The organism is Sulfurimonas sp. ST-25, from assembly GCF_048079205.1.
Classification (GTDB): Bacteria; Campylobacterota; Campylobacteria; order Campylobacterales; family Sulfurimonadaceae; genus Thiomicrolovo; species Thiomicrolovo sulfuroxydans.
In genome coordinates this window covers 1,527,219-1,551,261 of the sequence record NZ_CP182225.1, presented here as the reverse complement: position 1 = coordinate 1,551,261, position 24,043 = coordinate 1,527,219, and the positions used below count along the sequence as shown (strand labels likewise).

Sequence of the window (24,043 nt, the reverse complement as noted above, 5' to 3'; positions counted from 1 at the left end):
TTTTAAAAAAATTTAAAAGGTTTTTAGTCGGGGAAGGGGAGATAGTTCGGAAGCGGGAGGCGGAGGATGCGTTTCACTCCTCCTGCTTCCGGAGTTCGGCATTCAGGGCGTCGAAGAAGGCTTTGGCCTCCTGTTCGAACCGGTCGCGCCACTCGATCCACTGCCGTTGATAGCTTTCGAGGGTCTCTTCGTCGAGCATCAGCAGTTTCTGCTGGGCCTCGAGGGCTTTTTCCGTCCCTTCGGTGACGTTATCCGCGTCCGGTTCGGAGAGCGTGTCGCTTTGGCGCTCCATCTCCCCGGCGACGTCGTCCAGCGTCTGCTGCTCCTGCGGTGTAAGCCGCTTCCCGTTCGCATCGAGCGCTTCACGGGCCGACGCGGCCAGTTCGTCGATGCGTTCGCGCAGGACGCCGCCGTAACGGCCGATGGATTCGGACATCTGCCGGTTGAGCGTCTCGGCATAGGCGTCCATCTGCCCGCGCATCGTCTCCAGCTGGCGCTGCAGGTCGCCGGAGGTGCTGTTCAGCCGTCCGACCAGGTCCTGAGTGATCTTGGTGAGCTCGGCAAAGAGGGCGGTGAGGGTGTTGCCGCGCATCCCCTCCGCCGTGCGCGCGTAGTCGACGAGCCACGCCTCGTCGCGCTGGACGAGGTAGGTCGTCACAGTGGCGGGCAGATCGCTCCCCTCCGGCGCGGTGATCTTCGAGACGATCTGCGCCTCTCTCCCCTCGATGACGACCTTTTCAACCGTCGCATCGGCCCCCTGCCAGGAGCGTCCGAAGGCGTCGAACGCCGCCTTCTCCTCCAGGGTGGAGTATTGGACCGCATCGCCCGCATCGCTGCGCTCCACGGCGCTCCAGAACGCCGCTGCCGCCTCCTGCGGGGTTTCGGGTTCGAAACAGGCCGTGAAGACGAAAAGCGTGGCGATAGAGAGTGAAAGCCGGAGAAAAAATGTTTGCATCCAGGGAACCTTTTATAGCGGGATAAATGGTTGCCATTATAGCGTGCAGGGAAAAACGGGACGGCTGGGGGAGTCCGGAGACCCGGGGAGATCGGGCTCCCGCAGTTTACTGTGTGATTTCGTAGAGGACGGTCGATCCGCTGACCTCGTTGGAAACGATCAGCAGGTTTTTGCCGTTGGGCGACTGGTCTGCCGGCACGAAGAGCATCCCTTCGGGACTGACGTCCCCCTCGGTATGCGTGACGACATAATCGACGTACACGGGCTGCATAGGGTCGCTGATGTCGTAGATGAGGATGGCGCTCTGACGCTCCAGGCCGACGAAGGCGTAGGTTTTGCCGCCGATGGAGCCCAGGGCCAGCGCTTCGGGCTCGCCGCCCTTGTTGCCGCTGCGGCCGTCCATCTCGCCGTCGTCCTGGTTGAAGAGCGCCGGTTCGATCTCGGCGATCTTTTTGGAGATGGCGTCCCCGCTGTCGAAGACGAGGTCGCCGCTGCTGCTCCAGATGCTGAAGCTGCGCGCGCCGTAAGCATAGAGCTTTTCGTAAACATCGTCGCTGTCGCTGTCGCCCATGTCGGTGACGACTTTCAGGTCGTTCTCGTTTGCGTAGGCGTCGGCGATCGCCGGGTCGAGGCTGAGCTTCTTGATCTTCTCCTCGTCGACGAAGCAGTAGCTCTCGTCACCGTTGCACCATTCGCGGCCGTCGCCTTCGTTGGCGGTGACGAAGTAGGTCTCCCCGCCGGCAGTGTACGATGCGATGGTGTCGGGCATATAGAGGCCGAAGAGTCCCGGGTAGGATTTCATCGTGATGTTGCCTTCCTCCTCGATATCGATCGTATTGCCGCTGCCGGGTTCGTAGCTTTTGGCCCCGAGGGATTTGACCCAGGTGAGCGTCGGCGTCGCACCGGAGATGTCGACCTTCGCCACCGCGTTGTTCTCCTGCAGGGTGACGTAGGCGTCGCTGCCGCTGACGGTGATGTACTCGGGTTCGATATCGAACGCCTTGTCGTTTTTCGGCGTACCGCCCAGGCGGACCGGTGTGCCGTCCGCCGCTGCGCTCAACGCCGCCGCGCTGAAATCAGCCTCGGCGTAGCCGGTGGCATCATCCGCCGCCGTCGTCTGGGCGACGGTGATGAGGCCGACGGAGCCCTTGGCGTCCGCGTAGCTGCCGCCGGAGGCATCGGGTTCGCCTTCGTTGGCGACGAGGATCTTTTTGCCGTCCCCGGTAAAGGTGACCATGTCCGGCAGGTAGCCGACGCGCGTCTGGGCGAGGAAACCGCCGTCGGTGTCGAAGAGGAGGACTTTGCCTACCGTGCCGACTTTGTCGGCACTGCCGACGGCGACGGCGACCTTGCCCTTCTTGGTGCTCACGCTCTGCACGCCCGCACCGTAGGCGGAGAGGTCGACGGAGGTGACCAGCGCCGGAGCGGCAACGTCGGCGACGCTGACGATGTCGAGCCTGTTGTCCGCGCCGTTGGTGATGAAGAGCCGCTTGGAGGCGCTGTCATAGGCCGAGATCTCGCTGCCCCCCTCCTTGCCGGTGTTATAAGAAGCGAGTTTGTGCAGGGTCATGCCGCTCAGCTCCAGGTCATGGACGACATAGAGGGTGTTGCCGTCTATTTTCGTCTTGGCCGCATCGAGGTATTTCTGCTCCAGCACCCCGCCGGTTGCCCACATGGCGAAGTCGTCGTCGTTGACGATGCCGAGGGTGTGCTCGTCGAAGACGATCAGCCCCTCCATTTTGTCATGCGGGTACTGGACCGCTTTGATCATGTCGACGACGAGCTCTTTCTGGACCGGGACGATCCCCTTGGCCGCCAGCGTTTCCCAGCCGTCCGCCTGGATCGCAACCTCTTCGAGGGTCTGTCCGTCGAGCAGCAGACCGCCGTCGGCGTCCTGCGTCAGGTTGGCGTCGGGGGCGATGCTTTCGAGTTCCGTGCCGGTGGTGAGCTTGATCTTGTAGACGTGCTTCTGTCCCGCCGTCGTATCTTTGTAGAAGCTGCCGTCGCGCTCGATGACGAGGAAGACGTCGTTGCTGAGTGCGGTGATCTCGGAGTTGGAGTTTTTCGCTTTCTCCTGCTTGTAGAGGTACTGTTTGACCGTGCCGTCTTCGAGGCTGACGGTCACGATGCGCGTCAGTGTGCCGCGCACGGCGCTGCTGGGGTTGTCCAGGGTGGACTGCATGATCCCGACGAGGCTCTTCTGGTCCGGCGTGACCGTCAGCCCCTCCATGCCGCGGTTGGCCCAGCGGCGGCCGAACTCCGCGGGCAGCGTGTAAGTGTTGCGGCTGTCGCCGGCAAAGGGGTTGATGCGCCCGATCTCTTTGCCGTTCTTGTCGAAGTGGACCATGTGTGGACCGTATTCGTCGCTGACCCAGTAGGTGCCGTCTTCCATGACGGCGAGCCCTTCGCTGTCCAGGCCGAAGTCGTCGGTTTTGATGCTGCCGTTTTCATCCCGGATGGCGTTACCGTCGGTATCGTAGGGGATCTCGCCCGTGCCGCCGAGCGCCGCGCTGTTGGGGAGGCCGGAGATCGGCTGCCCCGCGGTGTCTTTGAAGAGGATCTCCTTGACCATCGTGACGTTGCCGTCCGCGCCGACCTCGAAAAGACCGATGCGCGGGGTGTAATCCGGCGTCGGGAAGATCTTGCCCTTGCCTTCGGCGCCGCTGTAGGTGGCGTTGGGACCCCGGTCGGTCATGGCGTAGAAGCGGTTTTTGTTTGTCGGGTCGGCGGCGGCCGCCGACCCGAAGCCGCCGTTGCGGATCCCGAAGGTCTCGCCGGGGTTCGCGCCGTCTGCGAGGTTGTCCATCAGGACACTGTAGGGCAGCAGCGTACCGGCGTCGGGGACGGCGGCGACGTTGTCCGCGCTGCTGTTGCCGCTCTCGCCGCAGGCGCTCAGCAGGAGCGCCGCCGTAACGGTGGAGAGGAGAAGGGGATAGAGGTGACCGATCATGTGAGACTCCGGAATGTGAAAATTCCGCAGATGGTAGGGAAGCAGTATTACACTGCCATTACCGCAGGGTTGCAGGATTGAACATATTCCGGTATCACATTTGTAATGTGGCGGCGGTCAGTAGAGTTTCCCGAAGCGTTCCATGTAGGTCAGGTAGAGGCGCAGGTCGAACTCCAGCTGGTGGTAGCCGGGGGCCATATGCTCGCAGAGGTTGTAAAAGGCCTTGTTGTGGTCGCGCTCTTTGAGGTGGGCCAGTTCGTGGGCGACGATCATCTGCAAAAAGGGTTCGGGGACCTTTTTAAAAAGGGAGGCGATGCGGATCTCCCGCCGGGAGCGCACCCGGCCGCCGTGCACCTTCGAGATGCGGGTGTGCATCCCCAGGGCGTCGTCGATGACACTGATCTTCGTGTCATAGACGACCTTGTGCAGGGGCTGGGAGTTGCGCATGTGTGTACTGCGCATGGCGTCGGCGTAGTCGTAGAGCGCGCTGTCGGTGGAGAGGGCGTGCGCCTCGGGGTACTTCTGCAGCAGAAAATCGCCGAGCTTCCCGCCCTCGATGAGGCGGCGCACCTGTGCCTGGAGCGTCTCGGGGTAGTGGGCAAGATAGCGCAGTTCCGTCGTCATGCTCTCTCCGAAGATGTTTGCGCCATTGTAGCATCTGTAGCGGCCGTTTTTGAACTATTTATGCGCCGGGCGTATAGTGTTAGAAAAGGCAAAAGCGCCCGAAAAGGAGCGACGATGCAACGCACACGATATGAAAACCGGCCGCTGCGCGAAGCCGACGTGACCGACGAGGCGCTCTTCGACGCACGCCGGAAGTTTCTGAAGCTGGGGGCGGCGACCCTGGTGAGCACGGCGGCGGTGCTGGAACTGGCCGCGAAAGAGCAGCTGCCCGCCGCAAACCTCGACTATGCCAAAGACCCCAACGCGGGAGGACTCGAGCTCAACACCTACGAGCAGATCACCTCTTACAACAACTTCTACGAGTTCACGACGAGCAAGGAGGGGGTCAAGCCCCTCTCGAAGCGCTTCAAAAGCGCGCCGTGGAAGCTGACCATTGACGGGATGGTCGAGCAGCCGCTCGAGCTGGACGTCTGGAAGCTGATGAAGCAAATGCCTCTGGAGGAGCGGATCTACCGTTTCCGCTGCGTGGAGGGGTGGTCGATGGTCGTGCCGTGGATCGGGTTCGAACTCTCCAGGCTCATTGCCATGGCCAAGCCCCTCTCCTCGGCGAAGTACGTCCGTTTCGAGACATTGTACGACCCCGAGCAGTTCCCCGACCAGGACCGCGGCCTCCTGGCGACCCTGGACTACCCCTATGTCGAGGGGCTGCGCATGGACGAGGCGATGCACCCGCTGACCCTGATGGCCGTCGGCCTCTACGGCCACACCCTCCCGCCGCAGAACGGCGCGCCGATCCGCCTCGTCGTGCCGTGGAAGTACGGCTTCAAAAGCATCAAGTCGGTCGTGAGGATCACCTTTACCGACACGCAGCCGCGAAACACCTGGAACGTCTACGCCCCCCGCGAATTCGGCTTCTATGCCAACGTCAACCCCGGCGTCGACCATCCCCGCTGGTCCCAGGCGCGCGAACGGGTGCTGGGGCACTTCTTCAAACAGCCCACACTGATGTTTAACGGCTACGGGAAAGAGGTTGCCCACCTCTACAAAGGAATGGACCTGAGGAAACAGTTTTGAAAAGAACGCTCCTTTTCCTCCTCTGTCTCTCCCCGCTGCTCTTCCTGCTCTACCGTCTCTTCGCCGGCGGGGCGGAAGACCCCGTCAAGGCCATCTACAGTGTGACCGGCTACAGCGCTTTGACACTGCTCTACGCGGCGACGACGATCTCCCTGGTGCGGAAGAAGATCCGGCTGCTGCGCTACCGGCGCATGGTGGGGCTCTTCGCCTTCTTCTACGCCCTGCTGCACTTTTCCAACTTCCTCATCCTCGACATGGAACTCGATCCCGCCGCCGCCTTTGACGAGACGCTGAAGCGGCCTTTCGTCTATCTCGGGGTGAGCGCCTTCGCCATTTTGCTTTTCATGGCCGTCACCTCCCTGCCGAAGCTCTTCGCCAGGTTTTACAGATATCACCGGCTCATCTACGTCGCCCTGCTGCTGGTAACGGTCCACTTCGTCATGGCGCAGAAGGCGATCGCCTACTGGCAGTGGGAGATTCTGGCGGTGATGGCCGTCATCGGTGTGCTGAAAGTGCTGCAGAGAACCGGGCTCGCGAAGCTCTGAACGGCACCGCACGGCAGCCGTCACATAGTCGCTGCTGCCATCTTTTCGCCGCCGCGCCCGGCTACGCGCTATAATCGCGCCATGGATGCCGTCAACGCCAATGAAGTCCTCGCGCTTCTCAATGCCATCACCGCCGACGAAGCCCTGCTCGAAGAGCAGCGCGACAACCCCTTCATCCCCCGCCGCCTGACACGGCGCCGCAAGCAGTTGTGCGACTACTGCAGCGGGGGCGACGACGAAGGCTATGTCCGGCAGGCCTACGCGGATATGACCCCGCGCCAGCGCCGGGACCGTGACCACAAGAGCTTCCTCGCCAAGTACCGCAAGCTCCGGCCCGCCCCGGCGTCGAACGAGGCCGAACTGCGCGAGGCCGCCGAAACATTTTTGCGCGAACGCTACGGGGAGGGGACACATATCATCCACGAGTTCTCGCAGTGGACCATCAGCGTGCGTCCTGACCTTTACGCCCTGACGGAAGAAGAGACACTCGTCGCCGTCGAGATCAAGAGCGACAAGGACAACCTCGACCGCCTCTACCGCCAGCTTGACGGCTATTCCCGTTTCAGCAACCACGTCTACGTCGCCCTCGACGAGCGGTTCCTGCCTAAGTACCTGCAGACCTTCGGCAACCGCTTCGAGCATGTGGGCATACTGCTCTACGGCGAAAGGGGCCTGGGGCTTTACAAGGCACCCGAACCGCTGCTTCCCGATACGCTCGTCGCCATGCTCCGCGCCCCGGAGCTGAAGCACTACCTCTCCATGCTGAACAACCGCAGCCGCCTCCCGGGCAGCGACTACAACACCTACCGCGACGTCATCGATGCCGTCTACACCCAGCGCGAACGCGAACTGGTCGCGCGTCAGCTCTTCGTGACCCGTCTGCGGGGCGGCAGGCCCGATGATGTTAAGATGGTGAACTACGTCGACCCGCTGGAGAAGCAGCTGCTCTTCGATGAACTGCTCAAACCGTCCTACTGGGACGCGGGGCGGATGCACAGGGCGGTGAGGCTTCCCGGCGTGCTGGAGCTCTACCGGCAGCTGCGGCAGCCGACACTCTTTTGACGCGGGGTCGAACGGAAATTGCTTTGTCATAAAAAAAGCATGACAGCAGAGAGAGGAGCAGTGCAGTGAAAGTGGGGCCGATGCCGGCGGAAAAACATTGGTTCGAGTACGAAAACTACCGGAAGCATCCCCGTTACCTCAGTCTCTCCGGGGAGGAGAGGGCCATAGTCGACCAGTTCAACGCGGACGGCTGCTACCTCTACAGGGGAGCAATCGGCGACAAGACGGTCGAGAAGGTCAACGACGCGCTGGACGACTGGACGATTGCCAACGTCAAAGCCCTGGCGGCGAACAAAAAAGCCGACGGCACCTACCCGCGCCTGATCGGGCTGCACGATGAAATTCCCGAGATCAATGCCCTCTTCGCGGAACGCACCATCGTAAAATTGCAGGAGCTGCTGTTTGGCCTGGGGCCGTCGCTGCGGACTTCGATCACCTTTTTGCAGGGGAGCCAGCAGCCGCTGCACCGGGACATCCCCGTCTTTCATGTGATGCCGGGGGAACCCTATTTTAGGATCTGGATCGCCCTGGAAGAAACGACGCCCGAAAACGGTACGCTGACGGGGGTCAAAGGCGCCCACCGGGTTGCGGCGGAGCGCTACGGGCTGCCGCACCGATTCTACGAACGTTTCGATACAATGCCGCCACAGGATCCAGGCGCATGGCGCCGGTACCAGGAGACGCTGAAGTGGCAGTATGAAGCGGCCGGATTGAAAGAGGAGGCGTTCGCCTTCCGCAGCGGCGACGCCCTTATCTGGCACCCGCTTTTCCCCCACGGCGGCAGCGTGATAGAGAACAGACGCTCCAGCAGGCGCTCCGTCGTCCTGCACGTCTCGGCCCTCCCGCCGCGTTAATACCCATCTTAACCATTGCCGCACCGATAGAGGGTGCAGGCAGGAAGCAATGCAAATGAACCCGAAACCGTCCCGCTCCGTATTGACGTCTCTGCGGCCCAATGCGCGCCTGCGCGAGGTGCTGCGGCTGGCGCTGCCCGCGGCTTTCAAACACCTCCTCGACGTCCTGCAGATCCTCGTCGACATGCTGATGGTAGGACTGCTGAGCGTCTCCGCCCTGGCGGCGGTCGGGACAAGCATGCAGTTCATCATGGTCGTCAACGTCGTCATCACCCTTTACGTCGTCGGGGGCAACGCCGTGACGGCGCGGCTCGTCGGCGCCCGGCGCCGCAAAAGGGCCAATGCGCTGCTCTTTACCCTGGGGGTGTTCGCCCTGCTGCTCTCGCTCCCCTTTACCGCGGCGGGCACGCTCTTTGCCGACGAGTTTTACCGCCTGCTGGGCACGGGGGAGGACGTCGTGCACTACGGCGGCGTCTATTTCGGTGCGCTCTCTATCGGCTTCCCTCTCATCTTCCTCGACGCGCTCTTTTACAACCAGCTCAGCGCGGCGGGTGATACGAAAAGCTCGCTGTACATCAAGCTCGCCTCCGCCGGGGTCAACGCCCTGCTGGACTACCTGCTCATCTTCGGCCACTGGGGTCTGCCGGCGATGGGCGTCGCCGGGGCGGCTTACGCGACGGTGGCCGCCTACGGCCTTAACATCGTGCTCTACCTGCTGTTGCTGCGGCGGCGCGACGCGCGGCTGCATTTCCTGCCCCTTTGGAACCTGCCGGACCTGAAGCGCGCGCTCAAGGTCGGCAGCCACGCGGCGCTGGAGCGGCTCATCACCGTCAGCTCCTTCCTGCTCTTTATCTGGGTCATCGCCTCCTACGGTACGGCGGCATTGGCGGGGTACCAGGTGGGGCTGCGCGTGGAGGGGCTCGCCTTTATGCCGGGGTTCGGCTTCGCCGTCGCCGCTATGGCCATCGTCGGCCAGCAGCTGGGGGCGAAGCGCCCCGAGGAGGCCTACGAGGGAGGGCTTTACAGCCTCAAAGTCGCCGCGACGTTCATGGGGCTGCTTGGGCTCGTCATGGTCATCTGGCCGGAGCTTTTCGTGCGGATGTTCACCCACGACCCCGCAACCGTGCAGCAGGCGTCGCTCTACCTGCGGCTCGTCGGCCTCTCCCAGGTGCCGTTGGCCGTGCTCTTCGTGCTCAGCAACGTCCTGCGCGGCGCGGGGGACACCCGCACGCCGCTGAAGATCAACATCGCCGCCCTCTGGCTGCTACGGGTCATCCCCTCCTACATCGCCATGAAACTGGGCTTCGGCATCATCGCCGTCTACATCATCATGACGCTGGAGACCTTCATCAAGGGGTTTATCTTCTGGAAAATCTTCCGCAGGCGCGCGTGGCTGAAGACGAAGATATGATCTATTCCTCTCATTATTTAGACTGACAATTGAACAGTAGTCTCTTTGCCACTTTTTTAGAAAAAGTAGCATAAAAATCGGCCTTTCGCGAATCGCTCATCCCTCCCGGCTTTGTGCCTCCGGGATGGCTTATAAGGATCGCGCTCAAGACCCAAGGGTCTATTTTATTGATGCGCTTCGACGTGTCGAAGCTCTCTTCCTTCTACTAGCTTCGATTCATCGAAGCGCATTGATCAATAGGCGACTTGTCGTTAAGCGTGCGCTTCGCGCAACGACGATTTTCTTTTGTTTCTTTTCTTTGTAAAAAGAAAAGATAGAGAAGAGTATTTCTTTGCCACTTTTTTAGAAAAAGTAGCGCAAAAAGCGGCCTTTCACGAATCGCTCATCCCTCCCGGCTTTGTGCCTCCGGGATGGCTTACAAGGAGCGCTCAAGGCCAACTTTCAATTTGATTGAATGCGCTTCGACGTGTCGAAGCTTGTGTATGAAAAGATGTTGGCTAAAATGTTTTTACTATGCGTGGGTGCATAGAGTCAAAAGGATCAGCGTATGAAAAAGAGCGTATTTGCAGTGGCTTTCCTGCTCTATGGCAGCCTGGCCTTCGCCGTCAGCGTCGGCGTTATCGTCCCTTACGAAGAGGAGGAGAAGCCCGCTCCGAAAAAGGAGCTGACCGCCGAGCAGAAAAAGCAGGAAGCGGTTTTCAAAGAGCGGCTACGGCAGCGTGACGCGGAGCGCGAGAGAGCAAAAGAGGCGCAGGAGAAGTTCCGGCGGGAACTGCAGGAGAAACGGCAGAAGGATTAGAAGCTCTCCCGGCTGCAGCGCTTCAGCGCATTAATAGTGGTGTCGATTTCCTTATGAACTAATAGTTGTGTTATATGATATAATTATTGTATCAAATAAACAATATTATAAATCAAAGGAGCCCGTATGCTGGAGGCACTTTTTGGAACGAGAAGCCGCGAAATGGTTTTACAGTACCTGTTGGCTTTCGATGAGGGGTACGCCAGGGAGATTTCCCGTTATCTCGACGTGACGCTGACCTCCGTCCAGCAGCAGCTTGCCAACCTGGAAGAGGGCGGGGTACTGCTGAGCAAGATGTCCGGGCGGACAAGGGTCTATTTCTTTAACCCGCGATACGCCTTTTTGCCGGAACTGACGGGCTTACTTGAAAAGGCCCGTACCTATTACCGACCCGAATTGCGGGAGAGGTTGGTGATGCAGCGCAAGCGCCCCCGCCGCCCGGAGAAACCGCTGTGAAAACGATAGCTACGATGAGCATGCCGGAACTTGCGGGATTCCTGTGTGAAGCATTGGAAGCAGTGGATATTCCCGTCGTGCTCTCCGGCGGTTCCTGTGTCGAGATCTACAGCCGGGGCGAATATACTTCGTATGATATTGACCTGATCAACCGCTATAACGAACAGTTCAAGAAGATCAAGAGGGTAATGGAGGCGCTCGGTTTCAGTGAGAAGGAACGCTATTTCGTTCATCCTGACAGCCATTTTTTCATCGAATTTCCCTCCGGGCCTCTCGGTGTAGGCGATGCCCCGGTGGAAGAGATTGCGGAACTCGATACCGATGCCGGCGTTTTGCGCCTGCTGACCCCGACGGATTGCATCAAAGACAGGCTGGCGGCATATTATCACTGGAAGGATGAGCAGTCCTTACAGCAGGCGGTCTGGGTAGCACAGCAAAACGCTTTTGATCTTGAAAACGTGCGCAAGTGGTCTGAGGCGGAAGGTGCACTGGAAAAGTTCGGCGACTTTGAGAAGATGGTTACTTCTGTAAAATAGCTTTTTCCGTGCGCCGCTGCTCTAAGCTAGGGCTTTCAGCGCGTCGATGTCGCCGCCGGTAATGACGTCGATGTGCTTTTCGATCTTCGCTGTCGGCCACTCCCACCAGCGGATGGCAAGGAGCGTCGCCGTGACCTCGTCGTCGAAGCGTTTGCGGACGGGGCGTGCCGGGTTGCCCGCCACGACGGTGTAGGGCGCCACGTCTGCAGCGACAACGGCATGGCTGCCAATGATGGCGCCGTCGCCGATGGTCACCCCCGGCATGATCGTGGCTCCCAGACCGATCCAGACGTCGTTGCCGACGACGGTGTCGCCGCGATTGCCGGACTTTTCGAACATGGCGACAATGTCCGCGCCCGTCGTCTCCGCGTTCATCGTGAAGTTGTCGAAGGGGTAGGTGGAGAACCCGCCCATGGCGTGGTTGGCCGAGCTCGTGATAAAGCGCACCCCGTGGGCGATCTGGACGAACTTGCCGATGATGAGCCTGTCGAGGCTGAGGGGGAAGAGGTAGGGGGCGAGATAGCCCGCGTAATCCTCCAACGTTTCAAAATTGTGGTAGTAGCTGAATTCACCCACCTCGATGCGGGGGTGGTCGATGACCGCCCTCAGGTGGACGACCTGCGGGACGGCGGTGCCGTCGGGCATCACCATGGGGTGTTTTTTTGCCGGGTCCAGCATAGTGCTCTCCTTAGTTTAGTTTTGCCGCGATCGCCATGCAGGCGTCGATATCGCCCGTTTCCAGCGGCGAGAACAGGGTGTCGAGGGTTGACTGCACCGTTGCCAGGGCGTCGGTGGACTGCTGTACCCCGGTGTCGGAGAGCTTGACGAGGCTCACCCGCGCGTCCCTGGGGTTTTTCTCTTTCTGCACCAGCCCCAGCTTCTCCAGCGGGTTCAGCGCCCGGGTGATCCCCGAGGCGCTCATCCCGACCTCTTCGGCCAGGTCGATGCGCCGCATGGCCCGTCCGGGCTCATTTTGGAGCCGGTGCAAAATGTAAAACTCCGAAAAGCTGATGCCGTGGACGCTGAGCGCCCGGTCGACCTGCTTGAAGAGTTTCGCATGCGCGGAGGAGAAGGCGAAGAGCCATTCCAGTTTTGAAGCCATGAAATATCCTTGCAATATATTTGAGTACACAAGTATATTGCAAATATCTGTGATAGTCAAGGGATGAGTATTAGGTATTAGGTAGTGGGTAGTGGGTAGTGGGTAGTGGGTGCGCGGGCGGTGCTGCTTAGCAGCACTCCAGTTCGGCGCGCTTCAGGGCATTGAGCCCCTCCTCGTCCTCTTCGTTCTCAAAGAGCTCTTCGAGGTAGAAGACGTTGGAGCAGACAAGGTAGAGCAGGGCCTCTTTCTCGTCGGCTTTCGGGTCGCGGTCGTAGTAGGCCTGGGGGATCGTCGGGATGATCTTTTTCCAGTAGAGGTTGACGTGCTCGGCCTGGCCGGTGACATAAAGGAGGCGGTCGATGACAAGGCATGCGTTCTCGAAGCAGTCGATGTTCGCAAAGGAGACGTAGCGTTCGTCGATGCGGATTTCATTGTTCATTGGGCGTGCTTTTCGGAAGGGAGGAGGGGCGCGGCGGTGCGGAGGGTCATTGGTTTCCTTAAAAATATTTGTGGAATATTATACTCTTTGTATTTTAAGAAAAGTGGCTGTGAAAAGGCCGTTTCTCCGGGAGTCCGCATGCTGCGCCACGGCAGGATGCTCTATATTTGTCCAGTGCGGTCGGAGGGATGGTTACGGTAGATGCAGGCGGAAAATCGCATCTCTCCCGGGCGCTACTTCTCCGCCGCCTCGAGGTCTGCGGCCGTGTCGCGCCTGAAATCGCGGGTCAGGTAGTCGTGCGTCATGGGGAGGGAGAGTTCGAGGGTGTGGAGCATCTGCACCTCGACGGTAACGCCGCGGGTGCGGCACTCCAGTAGGTGGCCGCCGCGGCGGCGATCCTGTGTAAGAAAGTGCAGGTGCAGGCCGGGCACGTTGAGCGACGCCATGAACGCGGGCGTGTAAAAGCCGGCGAGGCACCCTTCCGCGTCCTCGAAGCGGAATTCGTGCTGTTCGGCGGTCGCTTCACTGAGCGGCCGGTAGTTGTGCTGCTTGGGGACGGAGCGCGCCCGGACCAGGTCGAAGCGGCCGCGGATGCGGAGGGCGTAGAAGAGGTTGGGCGAAGGCAGCAGGTCATCGAGGCGCGCGAGGAAGGCATCGTACTCCATCGCCTCTTCGAACGTCACCCTGAAGGTCGGTTCGAAAAAGGTAACGACGGCAAAGGGGGTGTGTTTGGTGTCGGCGACGCCGTGGGCCTCCCCGTCGGCGGTGATCTGGTAGACGTCGCCGTCCAGCATCACCATCTCCCCGTCCAGGTCGTCGAAGGTGCCCAGGCCGAAGTCGCCGTGGCGCTTGATCTCGGCCAGGGGGATGTTCTCCTCGTAGATCCCCTCCACGAGGGCGTTGACGGGGGCGCAGAGGTAGAGGGGGTGCGATGAAGCGGTGCGTTCGGCGGGCATTGGATTCTCCTTTCGTCTGTCGGTGTCGCGGACGGTCACCCTGCCGCAGTGATCATCCTAGCGCCTTCCCGCAAAGAAAAAGCGCAGCAAAACGCCGAAGATTCGCAGCGGGACAAGGCGGACCCTTGCGCTGAAGCGCCCTTCGAAGACGGCCTCCTCGTAGTCCGCGACAAGGCTCACCTGCCGTGCGGGTAGCAGGAGCGGTTGCAAGAGACCCATCAGCATCCCCGTGCAGGCAGGGTCGCCCAGGCCGATTCGGCCGTGAAGGCTGAACTCACTGACCTGAATGCTGTGCAGGAGGCCCCGCAGAAGCCGGGCGACCCTCTGGGGCGACACACTCCCGCCAGGGAACTTTTCCCTGTGCGCTTTGCGCTTTTTCCGCTTCTTTTTTTTCGCCTTTGCCACTTTTTTTGTCAGCCCGGTCAGGTCGACGGAGACAAGTCCGAAAAACCAGTGCAGCCGGGCTTTGTAGTCGAAGCGCTCCTCCTTCTCCAGCTGCAGGCTCAGCTCGACGGGGAGGGCGAGCAACGCGAGCAGGCAGAGGAGCAGAAAGGTGATGAGATAGAGAACTGTCAGCATGGTTCAGCTGCTACTCGTCGTCTTCTTCCTCTTTCTCCTTCATCGCCTTGGCGAGGGTCTCGCCGAGGTGTTCGAAGACGCTGGCCATCCCACTTTTGATGGGTTCGACCCTGACGCCGTCCTTGTTGATGATGACGAGGGCCACCGGCCGGATGCCGCCACCGCCGCCCGTGCCGGCACCCACTCCGCCGTCACCGCCTTTCTTGCCGCCGATGTTGCCGCCGGCACCGAACCCGAACCCGATGCTGATGAGGGGGATGAGGGTATTGCCCTCAATGACGAAGGGCTCCCCGACGACCGTTTTGGTGCTCAGCACCCTTTCAAGCTCCTCCAGGGAGGTCTTTAACACTTCTTGAACATGTTCCATCGCGCTCTCCTTGCTTGCTAATGCAGATATGCTGCGATTGATCCGGACGGGCATTGTATCCGGACGACAATGTTTTACTCCTTCACTGATTGTAGCAAAAAGTGACAATGGGGAACGAAAGGGTTTGAAAGTAATGTTGCGGGGGATGGGTCAGTACATCAAGTGGAGGCGATGTACTTTCCGAGCATCAGCAGACAGACGGCGATGACAAAACTGCGCAGGTACTGCGGGTTGATCTTGTAAAGTAGATGCACTCCCAGCCAGGCGCCGATGGCCTGGCCCAGCATCATCACCAGGCCCACGTGCCAGACGACGTTGCCGAAGAGGATGAAGACCAGGAGGGATGAAACGTTGGTGGCGAAGTTGAGCGGCTTGGCCGTGGCGGTGGCCGCCACCAGTTTCGCGCGCCGAAGAAGCACGTTCGCAAAGCTGAAGAAGGAGCCCGTCCCGGGACCGAACATGCCGTCATAGAAGCCTATACCGGGAACGACGAGCCAGGTGAACTTTTTCGCACTCACTTTGATGCTGAAGTTAGCGGTTTTGCTTGGGTTGTAGAGCGGAAAGTAGCCGATGATCAGCACGAGGACGACGGGGATGACCAGCGACAAAGAGTGCTGGCTGATGAACTGCACGACTACCGTGCCGATGACCGAACCGACAAAGGCGGCGATGAAGAGGGGCCGGATGTGCCGCCACCTGATCTTGGATTTTTTGAAGAGTAAAAAGGTGGCCACACCCGTGCCGACACAGCCCTGCAGCTTGTTCGTGCCCAGCGCGTTGATGGGCGACAGGCCCGTGAGCATCAGCGAGGGCAGGGTAATAAGCCCGCCGCCACCGACCATCGTGTCCATCGTGCCAGCGACGATGGACGCGGCAAATAGGAACATGAGCATTTCGATTGATATTTCCATGAGTATCATCGTTGCTTTTTCTGTTCTATCAATATCAGTTACATCAATCCAAGGCCAAAAGGGATAATTACTATTTATGTCATTATGTTTACAAAAGCATTTATAAATTTATACATGATTGGTACAATCACCAACTTTCGATTAAAGCATTTATTCGCGCAAGTAAGAGGGAGTATTTTTCAATAGCTAAAGTCTGATTGTTGTTGATAAATGATTCATTTTCTTTTCTCAGTACATTGTTTTTTTGATCAAAAATGAGAATTGACAATAAAAATGATCTGAATCCAGTTAATTTATTTAACACTTGATCATTATAAAAATCATCAAATGTATATCCTTTAGGAGGATATTTAAATGGTAGTGAATAATTAAACAATTTATTCATTATGTAAGTAGGTTTATAGAATGAATTACCTTGTTTGTATTGCTCGCACATATAAATCAATTTGAAAATAATCGAGATTTTTTTGTTAGACAATCTTATCTCACCATTACTTATTACATATCCATTTAATGATAATGTGTGTTTTTTCATAAGCTGTTTTTGTTTATTTAACCTAAAATTATTATGGGCCAAGTATTTAGCAATTTGTTCTAAAAAATTTTCACTAAAAATATAATCCGAATTTTTTGGGAGTGAAAAAAGCATGTCGTCTGCATATCTCGTATAAATTATTCCATGCATATCACACAATTTTTGTATACGAATGTCTATTGGTCTAAAGACAATATTTGAAATTACTGGTGATGTTGTGAAACCCATTGGGAGAATTTTTTTCCCATGATAGTATTCATTCAAGCTGGATTCAGGAATATCGAGCATTACAAGGTTGATAAATGCGTCAATGATCTTCTGATTTGTATCAGATATTTTTTGGTCAAAAAAATATTCGTTTAAAACGTAGCGAACGTCTTCTTCTCTAATTGAATGGAAAAAAGATCTTATATCAAGACGGGTGAAATGATAATTAGCTTTATGTGGTAACAAAAAATCAAAATATGAATATCCTTTTCTATAAGACGTAACTGAGTTATTGAGATCAATTTTCTCTTGGAGAAATTTTGAAATAGTTTTTTGTAATTTTTTTGTTTTATCAGCAGTCAACGAATAGAAAAAATTTTTTCCAACTGAGAACTCATTAATATCACTGAATATAATTGGTTGCATCTCTTCTTGCATGCCAATTTTTGAAAAGTAAGAAGTAGAAATTTTATGCATGATTGTTAAAACCCTCAATTGACACAAACAAAGGCATAAGTCACTCTCGGTGAAGCCGCGGTGTACTGCTAGCCTCGATCACTCAGCTAGTAAATTTAATCTATATGGTGTGTCTAGCACACAACTATCACTCGGACAGTTATCTATCAACGTCAGGTTTTAACTGCCTCGATTATATTGTATAGTTCTTGAAATATTAAACCAAATTTTTTTCTCATACATTGTTGGCTTTTCTTTATTCTTTCCAACTTATCTTTCATTGCTATATGCTCATTCTCACATTCATTTATAATCATATGAACAGAATAATTTAGAAATAAACTCACCCAGTTACTTGTTTTCCCTGCAAATAAAGGTTTCAATATAGATAAAAATTGATCTGTCTTGTGATATTTAGAAACAATAATATTATCACTTATAGTATTTATTTTACTCTTTTTCAAAAAAGTAGGGGTTTTACCATTGAACAACAGTACGAAAATATAAGGCAATGTTTCATCATCGATATTGTCTTGCAAATCTTTAACGAGTAAATTGAACATTTTTAATTTATATTCTTTGATCTCATTTAGATAATTTTGCTGTTGCGTTGAAAAATTATGCTCTATATTTTCCGGAAGGTACTGATAAAAGTTTTTGAAATGAATTTCTTTTTGAATTCTATTATAATTTACAGGACGAGTTTTATAATGTTTGATTCTTTGATATGTCTCTTTAGTTTTTCTTTTTTTGGCTAATTTATATTTTAAACCAATACTATTTTTGAATACTGTCTTATGTATATTCCAATTTTCTTGAAATTGTTGTAAGTCAGAAATATTTTTAAAATATACGTGTGTATTTTTTTCTAATTCATAGAACAACCATGAAATAAATGTATTTATACTTTGCTCATTTATTAAACTATTTTCAATAGTTGTAGTTGTGATCAAAATATTTTCTTCTTTCAGGATATCACTCAAAAATACAAAAAAATATTCGTAAGGAATATATTTTTTGAATCGTAAATTTGCAATATTGAAATTCGTATCTAGACCAATTGAATTAATAATGACTTGATTTGGTGTTGTAAACTTGAACTTCAAAGTATTCCTATTTGTCAACAAAGTGATTAATTCTTTATGAATTGGAATTTTGTTTGTAGAAAGATTTGTTTTTTCTGGGAATCTTTTTTTATATTTAGTCGAATAAAATGGGAAATCGAAATATGTCTTATCAAGTGTTATGTGCTTCTTACTTATGTCTATATTTTTGAAAATCTTATCAATATCATATAGAATATAATAAGGAATATCAGCTTTTGAATAAGAAGGGTTAATATGTTTAATCTTTTTTAAATCTGCAGTCTGATAGACATCTATATTGTCTATATGTGGGAAAATATGTGCTAATGCACGATTGCCAAATAACTCTAGTTCAGTTTCACCTTCTACAAAAAGAATTGATTCACTAAAAAATAGTCTTGCTTCATTATCAGTAAAGCGATGTAAAAAAGAAGGATCTTTATATGTTGATTTTAATTTAGAGATTTTTGTATTTTTATCTTTTGATAGATGTAAGATTTGTTGTTCTTTTCCAAATAATTTTATGATCATTTTTAAAACATTTGATGAGTGAGTTGAAAAGAAAATTTTCGGACTCGGTGTTTTATATTTCTTATTTTCTGTTTCGTAAATTTTGTATAGTCTTGAAATTATTTCTTCTGCCTTCTTTGGATGTAACCCAATTTCTGGTTCATCAATATAGACTGAAGGAGTTATATATTCTCGCCTTGAAAGAACAATTAATAAAGCTAAAAATATTTGGATAAAACCAGACGAATTTGTACCATCAGATTGCAGACCAAGCTCATTCCCATCAATTAAAAAAATATCTCCAGCCAAACCTGATTTGAGGTAATTTAATACTTTTTGTTTGTAGCTATATTTTGACAATCCTAGATTGTAATGACTAGTCACATCATTTATTTTTTCTATATTGTCTGAAAAAAAATTACTTTTAGAAGAAGCGTATGTTTCTGAAATTTCATTATCGAAGAAATCAATAATATTTTTTTCTTTTACACTACTGGCTTTTACAGATTTTATTGAACCTACCATATTCCATAAATAACTCCAATCATATAAATCGATATGTCTTGTATCTATGAAAAAAAATGGATATAAATATCTTATGAATTTTAATATTTCTTTATCTTTTGTAGACCATTCTGTTGATTCATCACTATAAACTTTTAATGATAACGTGTAGAACTCTCGATCATTTACAAAAAATGGTTCAACATCTGAGTCAAGAAAAGCAATGTTTTTGAAAAACTTTTTATATATCGGCCTAAACAATGGGCTCTTGTCAAAATTCGTTCTGGACTTCACAATACTTTTAATTCGCCTCATATCATACGTGATTGATATTTTTCCATAATGAGAATAATTTGAATGGAGGGCTAAAGCTAATCTTCTTTTATTATCTAATTTGTCATAGAAATATTGAATTGTTTTTAATAAATTAGATTTTCCAACATTGTTTTTTCCGACAACACAATTAATGTCTTTTAGTTCTTTGATTTCAATTGAATGAAAAGAAAGTAGATTCTCTATTTTGATTGAAGAAATTGACATTACATTCTCTAAATACTGGAATTAATTTATTAATACTACCTTTTTAACACTTGATTTGCAGGAATCTATTTTTGCGAATATACACAAGCAATGATACTTTGTTCTAGTATGAAAGAGAGGTATTCTTCTGGTTATTTCATTCTTCTTCATTTGAAGATAGTATTCCTGAAACGTTATGGTCCGATAGTTAGTACAATTGTATATTAAAAAAAATATCATCTATTAGCTAAAATATTCTCAACCTAAAAAATTAGGAGACAACTTGCGTCTAATACATTATCTTGAAATTGAAAATTTTAAACGATTTGGAGAAAAACAAAGAATTGATCTAGATCATCCAAGTGTAATTATTGGCCCAAATAATAGTGGAAAAACAAGTAGTATTCAAGCAATAGCATTGTGGTCTCAAGCAATAAAAAGTTGGTATGATGCAAGAAAAGGTTCATCAGCTACAAAGCGGACATCTACTCCGATTAACAGATTGGAAATTGTTTCAGTTCCAGTGCAAACAACAAAATATTTTTGGTCGAATACACAGACAAGAAGTGGTAATCAGGAAATATATCTTGAAATAACACTAGGGATAGAATGGAAAGAAGAAGTTATCCCAGTCACGATGCGGTTCAGGAATCAAGGCAATGAATTAGTTTATGCAACACCTGACGAGGAAACGTTGAAAAATCATGACTTATTAGAACATTTAGTCAAATTGAATGTTGAGTTGTTATACCCAATGTCAGGTTTAGAAACAGAAGAACCTATTCTACAACCTTTACATATTAATGATTTGATGGGACAAGGTCGTACGGCCCAAGTTCTACGGAACCTATGTTTGATGGTTTATAAAAATAGTAAAGATGACTGGGGAAAAGTTTCAACTTTGATAAATAGATTATTTCATGTTGAACTTGGGATACCCAAAGAGAACGCAAGAGGTAAGATTGAGCTTTTTTATACCCAGTCTGAATTGAAAGAACCACTAGAAATATCTATGTCTGGTCGTGGATTTCAACAAATGCTATTGATGTTTGCATACTTGTATTCTCATAAAAATAGCGTATTATTGGTTGATGAACCAGATGCTCATTTAGAGATTTTGCGTCAAAAACAAGTATACGTATTACTTCGAGATATTGCTAGCGAAAACAATAGCCAAGTAGTCATTGTTACGCATTCAGAAGTTATTTTGGATGAGGCACTTGATAATAACCTTACATTGTTGATTAGTGGAAAAAGCGATGATTTAGCAGCAAAGTGTGATATAAAAAATACATTAAAGCACTTTGGTACTGAACATTATATTAAGGCTCTTGAACGGGGATATGTATTTTATGTTGAGGGGAGTACTGATGTCGATATGCTTAGGGCATTGGCAAAAAAGATTGAACACCCAATCAACAATATTTGGGATGAGCAGTTAAATGTTTATTATGTACAAGATAATTATCCAGTATCGTCAAATTCAAAAGAATTAGAAAGGGTAGAAGGTGGCTTTGGAATTACCCCTAAAAAGCATTTTTTTATTCTTAGAGAGTTGATTTCGGGACTCAAAGGTTTGGCTATTTTGGATAATGATGGTAAAGGCCGTCAAAGCTCGAATGATGGTGGTTTAAATGTACAGTATTGGACAAGATATGAGGCAGAAAACTATTTTATTACTCCAAAATTACTGAAGAAATTTGCAAGAGAAAAGTATGCTGATACGGAAGAAATGGGCCTTTTTGCATTTGAAGATGATGTTCTCATTGATACAATCATGGATGACGTCATTCTAGAAAAAGTATTTTTGAATAATCAGATAGATTTTAACGCATATAAAGGATTAGAAGATAATGCGGCAAGATTAGTCTGGGAAGCTAAAACTGAGAAGATCAAATTGAGCAGTTTTGCAGAAGAATATTATCGTAAATTGTCAGCTGCCATGAATGCACCAATATTGCTTAGAAAAGGAGAATTCCATCTGTTGGTTGAAATGATTGATGCTACTTCCGTAACAAAAGAAGTAGAAGAAAAATTAGATTTGTTGATGAACTTGTTCGAATAAGTACCTATCATTTCTTTGTTAATATCTTGTAGTAAATATGATTACATCGGTATAGGTGTAAATTAATCTGACGATTTCAACCATGTAATGCACGTAGTCAACGAACTCATTCTGATCAATCGCGTCTAATTTGTTGCTATGTAGGAATGTTGATTATGGAAACCAAACTTGAGTACGATACAGAAATCATTGCAAGTTAATTTAACAAGCCTTCCTGTTTTTATACTAAACGACAACGGTTGTTCATGACAGGCATATAAAAAGGCTTGGGTGTTTGGGTGGAATGAGAACTATATGATTAAGTCCTACTGCTCTTCAACCGAACAGCGCATAGGGAAGCCCTCTTTGCGGGCCTGCTCCCGAACCATGAAAGCCTTTGTCTCTGCGATCTCGTAGGTGTAGATGCCGCACAGGCCCTTGCCCTTGGTGTGGATGTCATGGGTGATGGCGTCCGCTTCCGCGATGGTTTTGTGAAACACGGTGTTGATGATCTTGATGCAGAACTCCCAGGTCGTATAGTCGTCATTGAGCATGAAGACGGCGAACATTTTCGGTTCGCCGGTGGCGAGTTCAGTCTTGCTTTCGAATTGTGTCGACATGGCGGAAGTCTAGCATATTAAAAGATTCAATGGGATTGCGTCCCCCTCAATGAGCTTCAGTTCTGGAATCGCAAAACGATTAGAAGTCAGTTTATATTCATGCCACTTTTTTAGAAAAAGTAGCGCAAAAAGCGGCCTTTCGCGAATCGCTCACCCTTTCTCGGCTTTATGCCTTCAGGGTGGCTTTCAAGGAGCGCTCAAGGCCAACCTCCAATTTAATTGAACGCGCTTCGACGTGTCGAAGCTCTCTTCCTTCTACTAGCTTCGATTCATCGAAGCGCATTGATCAATAGGCGACCTGTCGTTAAGTGTGCCTTGAAAGCCGCTGCGGAGGCATAAAGCCGGGAGCAGCGTGCGATTCGCGCAACGACGATTTTCTTTTGGTTCTTTTCTTGTTAAAAAGAAAAGAATGAAGATAATAGTTCTTTGCCACTTTTTTAGAAAAAGTAGCGCAAAAAGCGGCCTTTCGCGAATCGCTCACCCTTTCTCGGCTTTATGCCTTCAGGGCGGCTTTCAAGGAGCGCTCAAGGCCAATTCCTGATTTAATTTGATGCGCTTCGACGGGTCGAAGCTAATATGGGGGAGGGGCATAGAGGCTTATTGTCGGGCTGTGCTTTTCCAAGAGATGACCATATGAATCCATCAGCGGCTCCGCTCGCTTGCTTTTAATTGTGTCCCGCATGTAATGTGACACGCTATAATGAAAAACCGGTGGGACAGGGGTGCAACACCACTTGTCACATTGCGAAGGATTGTCATGTGGTTACACGCATCTTGTTCCCTTGAATTCTCCATCCCGGTTCCGACGCCCTTCCTGCTCATGCTGCGCCCACGGAGCGGATGGCAGCAGTGGGTCGCCAAGGAACATTACGTTCTGTCGCCCAGTGTGCCGGTGGTGGAGTTTACCGACATGTTCGGCAACCTCTGCCAGCGGCTGGTTGCGCCGGCGGGCTACTTTACCGTTCACACCTCTGTGGACATTGAAACCGCGGAGGCCTGCGACACGGCACCGGGTGCCCCTTTTGTCGAAGTGCAGCAGCTGCCTGACGAAACGCTGCCCTACCTCTACCCCAGCCGCTACTGCGAATCGGACCGTTTTACCGAGATGGCCAGGTCCATCACGGCGGGCCGGGCCGCCGGTTACGACCAGTGCGCCGCCATCGTCGAGTATATCCGCAATACGGTCCGGTACGCGCCGGGCATGGGGCAGCAGATCATCAGTGCCTCCGAGCTCAACCAAAGCGGCTTCGGCGTATGCCGCGACATGGCCCACCTGGGCATCGCCTGCTGCCGGGCGCTGTCAATCCCGGCGCGCATGGTTGTGGGCTACCTGGAGCGCCTCGAACCGATGGACCTTCACGCCTGGTTCGAAGCCTATGTAGGCGGCCGGTGGTACACGTTCGACCCGACACAAAACGACCTGTGGGGTGGGCGCATCGCGATCGCCTTCGGACGGGATGCCGCCGACGTCGCCATTTACACGCAATTCGGCGACCCTGTGGAGCTGCTGTATATGTCGGTCAATGTCGAACGGATGGTCTCGCCTCCCTTCGACAGTGCGTTATGAAAACAGATTTCTATTTGAATGAAGGCACTTTGTCGCGACAAAGCTCTTTTTACTAATAATAGCTTCGGTTCCCGAAGCGCATTGATCGATAGGCTCAGGGTCGTTAAGCGTGCCTTGAAAGCCGCCCTGAAGGCATAAAGCCGAGATAGGGTGAGCGATTCGCGCAACGACGATTTTCTTTTGGTTCTTTTCTTATGAAAAAGAAAAGAATGAAGATAATAGTTCTTTGCCACTTTTTTAGAAAAAGTAGCACAAAAAGCGGCCTTTCGCGAATCGCTCATCCCTCCTGGCTTTGTGCCTCCGGGATGGCTTATATGGGTCGCGCTCAAGGCCCAAGGGTCTATTTTATTAATGCGCTTCGACGTGTCGAAGCTAA

At 51.8% G+C, this 24,043-nt stretch carries 23 protein-coding genes; 10 read left to right on the top strand and 13 right to left on the bottom strand.

What is annotated here, in order from left to right; translation table 11 throughout:
* Positions 1–73 precede the first annotated feature (73 nt).
* The 3 genes from ACM66T_RS07925 to ACM66T_RS07915 form a co-directional block, all read right to left on the bottom strand.
* Positions 74–955, bottom strand: coding sequence for a hypothetical protein (locus ACM66T_RS07925; protein WP_231018353.1), 882 nt, complete (start codon positions 953–955; stop codon positions 74–76).
* Positions 956–1,061: 106 nt separating this feature from the next.
* On the bottom strand, positions 1,062–3,905 hold the full coding sequence (locus ACM66T_RS07920) for a choice-of-anchor I family protein (RefSeq protein WP_416768284.1): 2,844 nt from the start codon (positions 3,903–3,905) through the stop codon (positions 1,062–1,064).
* A gap of 117 nt (positions 3,906–4,022) precedes the next feature.
* A complete protein-coding gene (locus ACM66T_RS07915; protein WP_416768282.1) occupies positions 4,023–4,529 on the bottom strand; it encodes a YgjP-like metallopeptidase domain-containing protein in 507 nt (168 codons plus the stop codon).
* 114 nt (positions 4,530–4,643) lie between these two features.
* On the opposite strand from ACM66T_RS07915, the gene msrP reads away from it, so the two are divergent.
* From msrP to ACM66T_RS07875, 8 genes are all read left to right on the top strand, one after another.
* Positions 4,644–5,603 carry a protein-methionine-sulfoxide reductase catalytic subunit MsrP gene (gene msrP / locus ACM66T_RS07910; RefSeq protein ID WP_345969239.1) on the top strand — a complete coding sequence of 320 codons (960 nt, stop codon included), beginning with the start codon at positions 4,644–4,646 and terminating at the stop codon, positions 5,601–5,603.
* A complete protein-coding gene (locus ACM66T_RS07905) occupies positions 5,600–6,148 on the top strand; it encodes a ferric reductase-like transmembrane domain-containing protein (protein ID WP_345969238.1) in 549 nt (182 codons plus the stop codon). Before msrP ends, ACM66T_RS07905 begins: the two co-directional genes overlap by 4 nt.
* Positions 6,149–6,229: 81 nt before the next feature.
* Entirely contained in the window at positions 6,230–7,210 is a 981-nt protein-coding gene (locus tag ACM66T_RS07900; protein WP_416768279.1) for a sce7726 family protein, read from the top strand.
* 65 nt (positions 7,211–7,275) lie between these two features.
* Positions 7,276–8,064: a phytanoyl-CoA dioxygenase family protein gene (locus ACM66T_RS07895; RefSeq protein WP_416768277.1), complete on the top strand. Its 789-nt coding sequence runs from the start codon at positions 7,276–7,278 to the stop codon at positions 8,062–8,064.
* 55 nt (positions 8,065–8,119) lie between these two features.
* Entirely contained in the window at positions 8,120–9,475 is a 1,356-nt protein-coding gene (locus ACM66T_RS07890) for an MATE family efflux transporter (RefSeq protein ID WP_416768275.1), read from the top strand.
* A gap of 547 nt (positions 9,476–10,022) precedes the next feature.
* Positions 10,023–10,274, top strand: coding sequence for a hypothetical protein (locus ACM66T_RS07885; RefSeq protein ID WP_345969235.1), 252 nt, complete (start codon positions 10,023–10,025; stop codon positions 10,272–10,274).
* Positions 10,275–10,400: 126 nt separating this feature from the next.
* Positions 10,401–10,730 (top strand): winged helix-turn-helix domain-containing protein, encoded by a 330-nt coding sequence (locus tag ACM66T_RS07880; protein WP_345969234.1) that lies wholly within the window; start codon positions 10,401–10,403, stop codon positions 10,728–10,730.
* Complete coding sequence (locus ACM66T_RS07875; protein ID WP_416768273.1) at positions 10,727–11,266, top strand: hypothetical protein; 540 nt, start codon at positions 10,727–10,729, stop codon at positions 11,264–11,266. Before ACM66T_RS07880 ends, ACM66T_RS07875 begins: the two co-directional genes overlap by 4 nt.
* A gap of 21 nt (positions 11,267–11,287) precedes the next feature.
* On the opposite strand, the gene ACM66T_RS07870 is transcribed toward ACM66T_RS07875, so the two are convergent.
* The 9 genes from ACM66T_RS07870 to ACM66T_RS07830 form a co-directional block, all read right to left on the bottom strand.
* Entirely contained in the window at positions 11,288–11,944 is a 657-nt protein-coding gene (locus tag ACM66T_RS07870; protein WP_345969232.1) for a CatB-related O-acetyltransferase, read from the bottom strand.
* A gap of 10 nt (positions 11,945–11,954) precedes the next feature.
* Positions 11,955–12,368 (bottom strand): MarR family winged helix-turn-helix transcriptional regulator, encoded by a 414-nt coding sequence (locus ACM66T_RS07865; RefSeq protein WP_231018326.1) that lies wholly within the window; start codon positions 12,366–12,368, stop codon positions 11,955–11,957.
* A gap of 127 nt (positions 12,369–12,495) precedes the next feature.
* Positions 12,496–12,807 carry a N(2)-fixation sustaining protein CowN gene (gene cowN, locus ACM66T_RS07860; RefSeq protein WP_231018324.1) on the bottom strand — a complete coding sequence of 104 codons (312 nt, stop codon included), beginning with the start codon at positions 12,805–12,807 and terminating at the stop codon, positions 12,496–12,498.
* Positions 12,808–13,040: 233 nt separating this feature from the next.
* A complete protein-coding gene (budA, locus tag ACM66T_RS07855) occupies positions 13,041–13,763 on the bottom strand; it encodes an acetolactate decarboxylase (RefSeq protein WP_416768272.1) in 723 nt (240 codons plus the stop codon).
* A 57-nt stretch (positions 13,764–13,820) separates the two neighbouring features.
* Positions 13,821–14,342, bottom strand: coding sequence for a hypothetical protein (locus ACM66T_RS07850; protein WP_416768271.1), 522 nt, complete (start codon positions 14,340–14,342; stop codon positions 13,821–13,823).
* Between the two features lie 10 nt (positions 14,343–14,352).
* Entirely contained in the window at positions 14,353–14,709 is a 357-nt protein-coding gene (locus ACM66T_RS07845) for a GerW family sporulation protein (RefSeq protein WP_416768270.1), read from the bottom strand.
* A gap of 158 nt (positions 14,710–14,867) precedes the next feature.
* A complete protein-coding gene (locus ACM66T_RS07840) occupies positions 14,868–15,602 on the bottom strand; it encodes a TSUP family transporter (RefSeq protein WP_416768269.1) in 735 nt (244 codons plus the stop codon).
* A gap of 145 nt (positions 15,603–15,747) precedes the next feature.
* Positions 15,748–16,800: a reverse transcriptase family protein gene (locus ACM66T_RS07835; RefSeq protein WP_416768268.1), complete on the bottom strand. Its 1,053-nt coding sequence runs from the start codon at positions 16,798–16,800 to the stop codon at positions 15,748–15,750.
* Between the two features lie 191 nt (positions 16,801–16,991).
* Positions 16,992–19,457 (bottom strand): retron Eco8 family effector endonuclease, encoded by a 2,466-nt coding sequence (locus ACM66T_RS07830; protein WP_416768267.1) that lies wholly within the window; start codon positions 19,455–19,457, stop codon positions 16,992–16,994.
* A 262-nt stretch (positions 19,458–19,719) separates the two neighbouring features.
* Between ACM66T_RS07830 and ACM66T_RS07825 the strand changes: the two genes are divergently transcribed.
* Entirely contained in the window at positions 19,720–21,501 is a 1,782-nt protein-coding gene (locus ACM66T_RS07825; RefSeq protein WP_416768265.1) for an ATP-dependent nuclease, read from the top strand.
* A gap of 305 nt (positions 21,502–21,806) precedes the next feature.
* Here ACM66T_RS07825 and ACM66T_RS07820 read toward each other — a convergent pair whose 3' ends face one another.
* Positions 21,807–22,100 carry an ATP-dependent Clp protease adaptor ClpS gene (locus ACM66T_RS07820; RefSeq protein ID WP_416768264.1) on the bottom strand — a complete coding sequence of 98 codons (294 nt, stop codon included), beginning with the start codon at positions 22,098–22,100 and terminating at the stop codon, positions 21,807–21,809.
* 757 nt (positions 22,101–22,857) lie between these two features.
* On the opposite strand from ACM66T_RS07820, the gene ACM66T_RS07815 reads away from it, so the two are divergent.
* Positions 22,858–23,667, top strand: a complete 810-nt coding sequence (locus tag ACM66T_RS07815) for a transglutaminase domain-containing protein (RefSeq protein WP_416768263.1) — start codon at positions 22,858–22,860, stop codon at positions 23,665–23,667.
* The last annotated feature ends 376 nt before the right edge of the window (positions 23,668–24,043 follow it).

Coding starts and splice junctions, on each gene's coding strand:
- ACM66T_RS07925 (WP_231018353.1), bottom strand. CDS start 955: ATGCAAACATTTTTTCTCCGGCTTTCACTCTCTATCGCCACGCTTTTC.
- ACM66T_RS07920 (WP_416768284.1), bottom strand. CDS start 3,905: ATGATCGGTCACCTCTATCCCCTTCTCCTCTCCACCGTTACGGCGGCG.
- ACM66T_RS07915 (WP_416768282.1), bottom strand. CDS start 4,529: ATGACGACGGAACTGCGCTATCTTGCCCACTACCCCGAGACGCTCCAG.
- msrP (WP_345969239.1), top strand. CDS start 4,644: ATGCAACGCACACGATATGAAAACCGGCCGCTGCGCGAAGCCGACGTG.
- ACM66T_RS07900 (WP_416768279.1), top strand. CDS start 6,230: ATGGATGCCGTCAACGCCAATGAAGTCCTCGCGCTTCTCAATGCCATC.
- ACM66T_RS07890 (WP_416768275.1), top strand. CDS start 8,120: ATGAACCCGAAACCGTCCCGCTCCGTATTGACGTCTCTGCGGCCCAAT.
- ACM66T_RS07885 (WP_345969235.1), top strand. CDS start 10,023: ATGAAAAAGAGCGTATTTGCAGTGGCTTTCCTGCTCTATGGCAGCCTG.
- ACM66T_RS07880 (WP_345969234.1), top strand. CDS start 10,401: ATGCTGGAGGCACTTTTTGGAACGAGAAGCCGCGAAATGGTTTTACAG.
- ACM66T_RS07870 (WP_345969232.1), bottom strand. CDS start 11,944: ATGCTGGACCCGGCAAAAAAACACCCCATGGTGATGCCCGACGGCACC.
- ACM66T_RS07865 (WP_231018326.1), bottom strand. CDS start 12,368: ATGGCTTCAAAACTGGAATGGCTCTTCGCCTTCTCCTCCGCGCATGCG.
- cowN (WP_231018324.1), bottom strand. CDS start 12,807: ATGAACAATGAAATCCGCATCGACGAACGCTACGTCTCCTTTGCGAAC.
- budA (WP_416768272.1), bottom strand. CDS start 13,763: ATGCCCGCCGAACGCACCGCTTCATCGCACCCCCTCTACCTCTGCGCC.
- ACM66T_RS07850 (WP_416768271.1), bottom strand. CDS start 14,342: ATGCTGACAGTTCTCTATCTCATCACCTTTCTGCTCCTCTGCCTGCTC.
- ACM66T_RS07845 (WP_416768270.1), bottom strand. CDS start 14,709: ATGGAACATGTTCAAGAAGTGTTAAAGACCTCCCTGGAGGAGCTTGAA.
- ACM66T_RS07840 (WP_416768269.1), bottom strand. CDS start 15,602: ATGCTCATGTTCCTATTTGCCGCGTCCATCGTCGCTGGCACGATGGAC.
- ACM66T_RS07835 (WP_416768268.1), bottom strand. CDS start 16,800: ATGCAAGAAGAGATGCAACCAATTATATTCAGTGATATTAATGAGTTC.
- ACM66T_RS07830 (WP_416768267.1), bottom strand. CDS start 19,457: ATGTCAATTTCTTCAATCAAAATAGAGAATCTACTTTCTTTTCATTCA.
- ACM66T_RS07820 (WP_416768264.1), bottom strand. CDS start 22,100: ATGTCGACACAATTCGAAAGCAAGACTGAACTCGCCACCGGCGAACCG.
- ACM66T_RS07815 (WP_416768263.1), top strand. CDS start 22,858: ATGTGGTTACACGCATCTTGTTCCCTTGAATTCTCCATCCCGGTTCCG.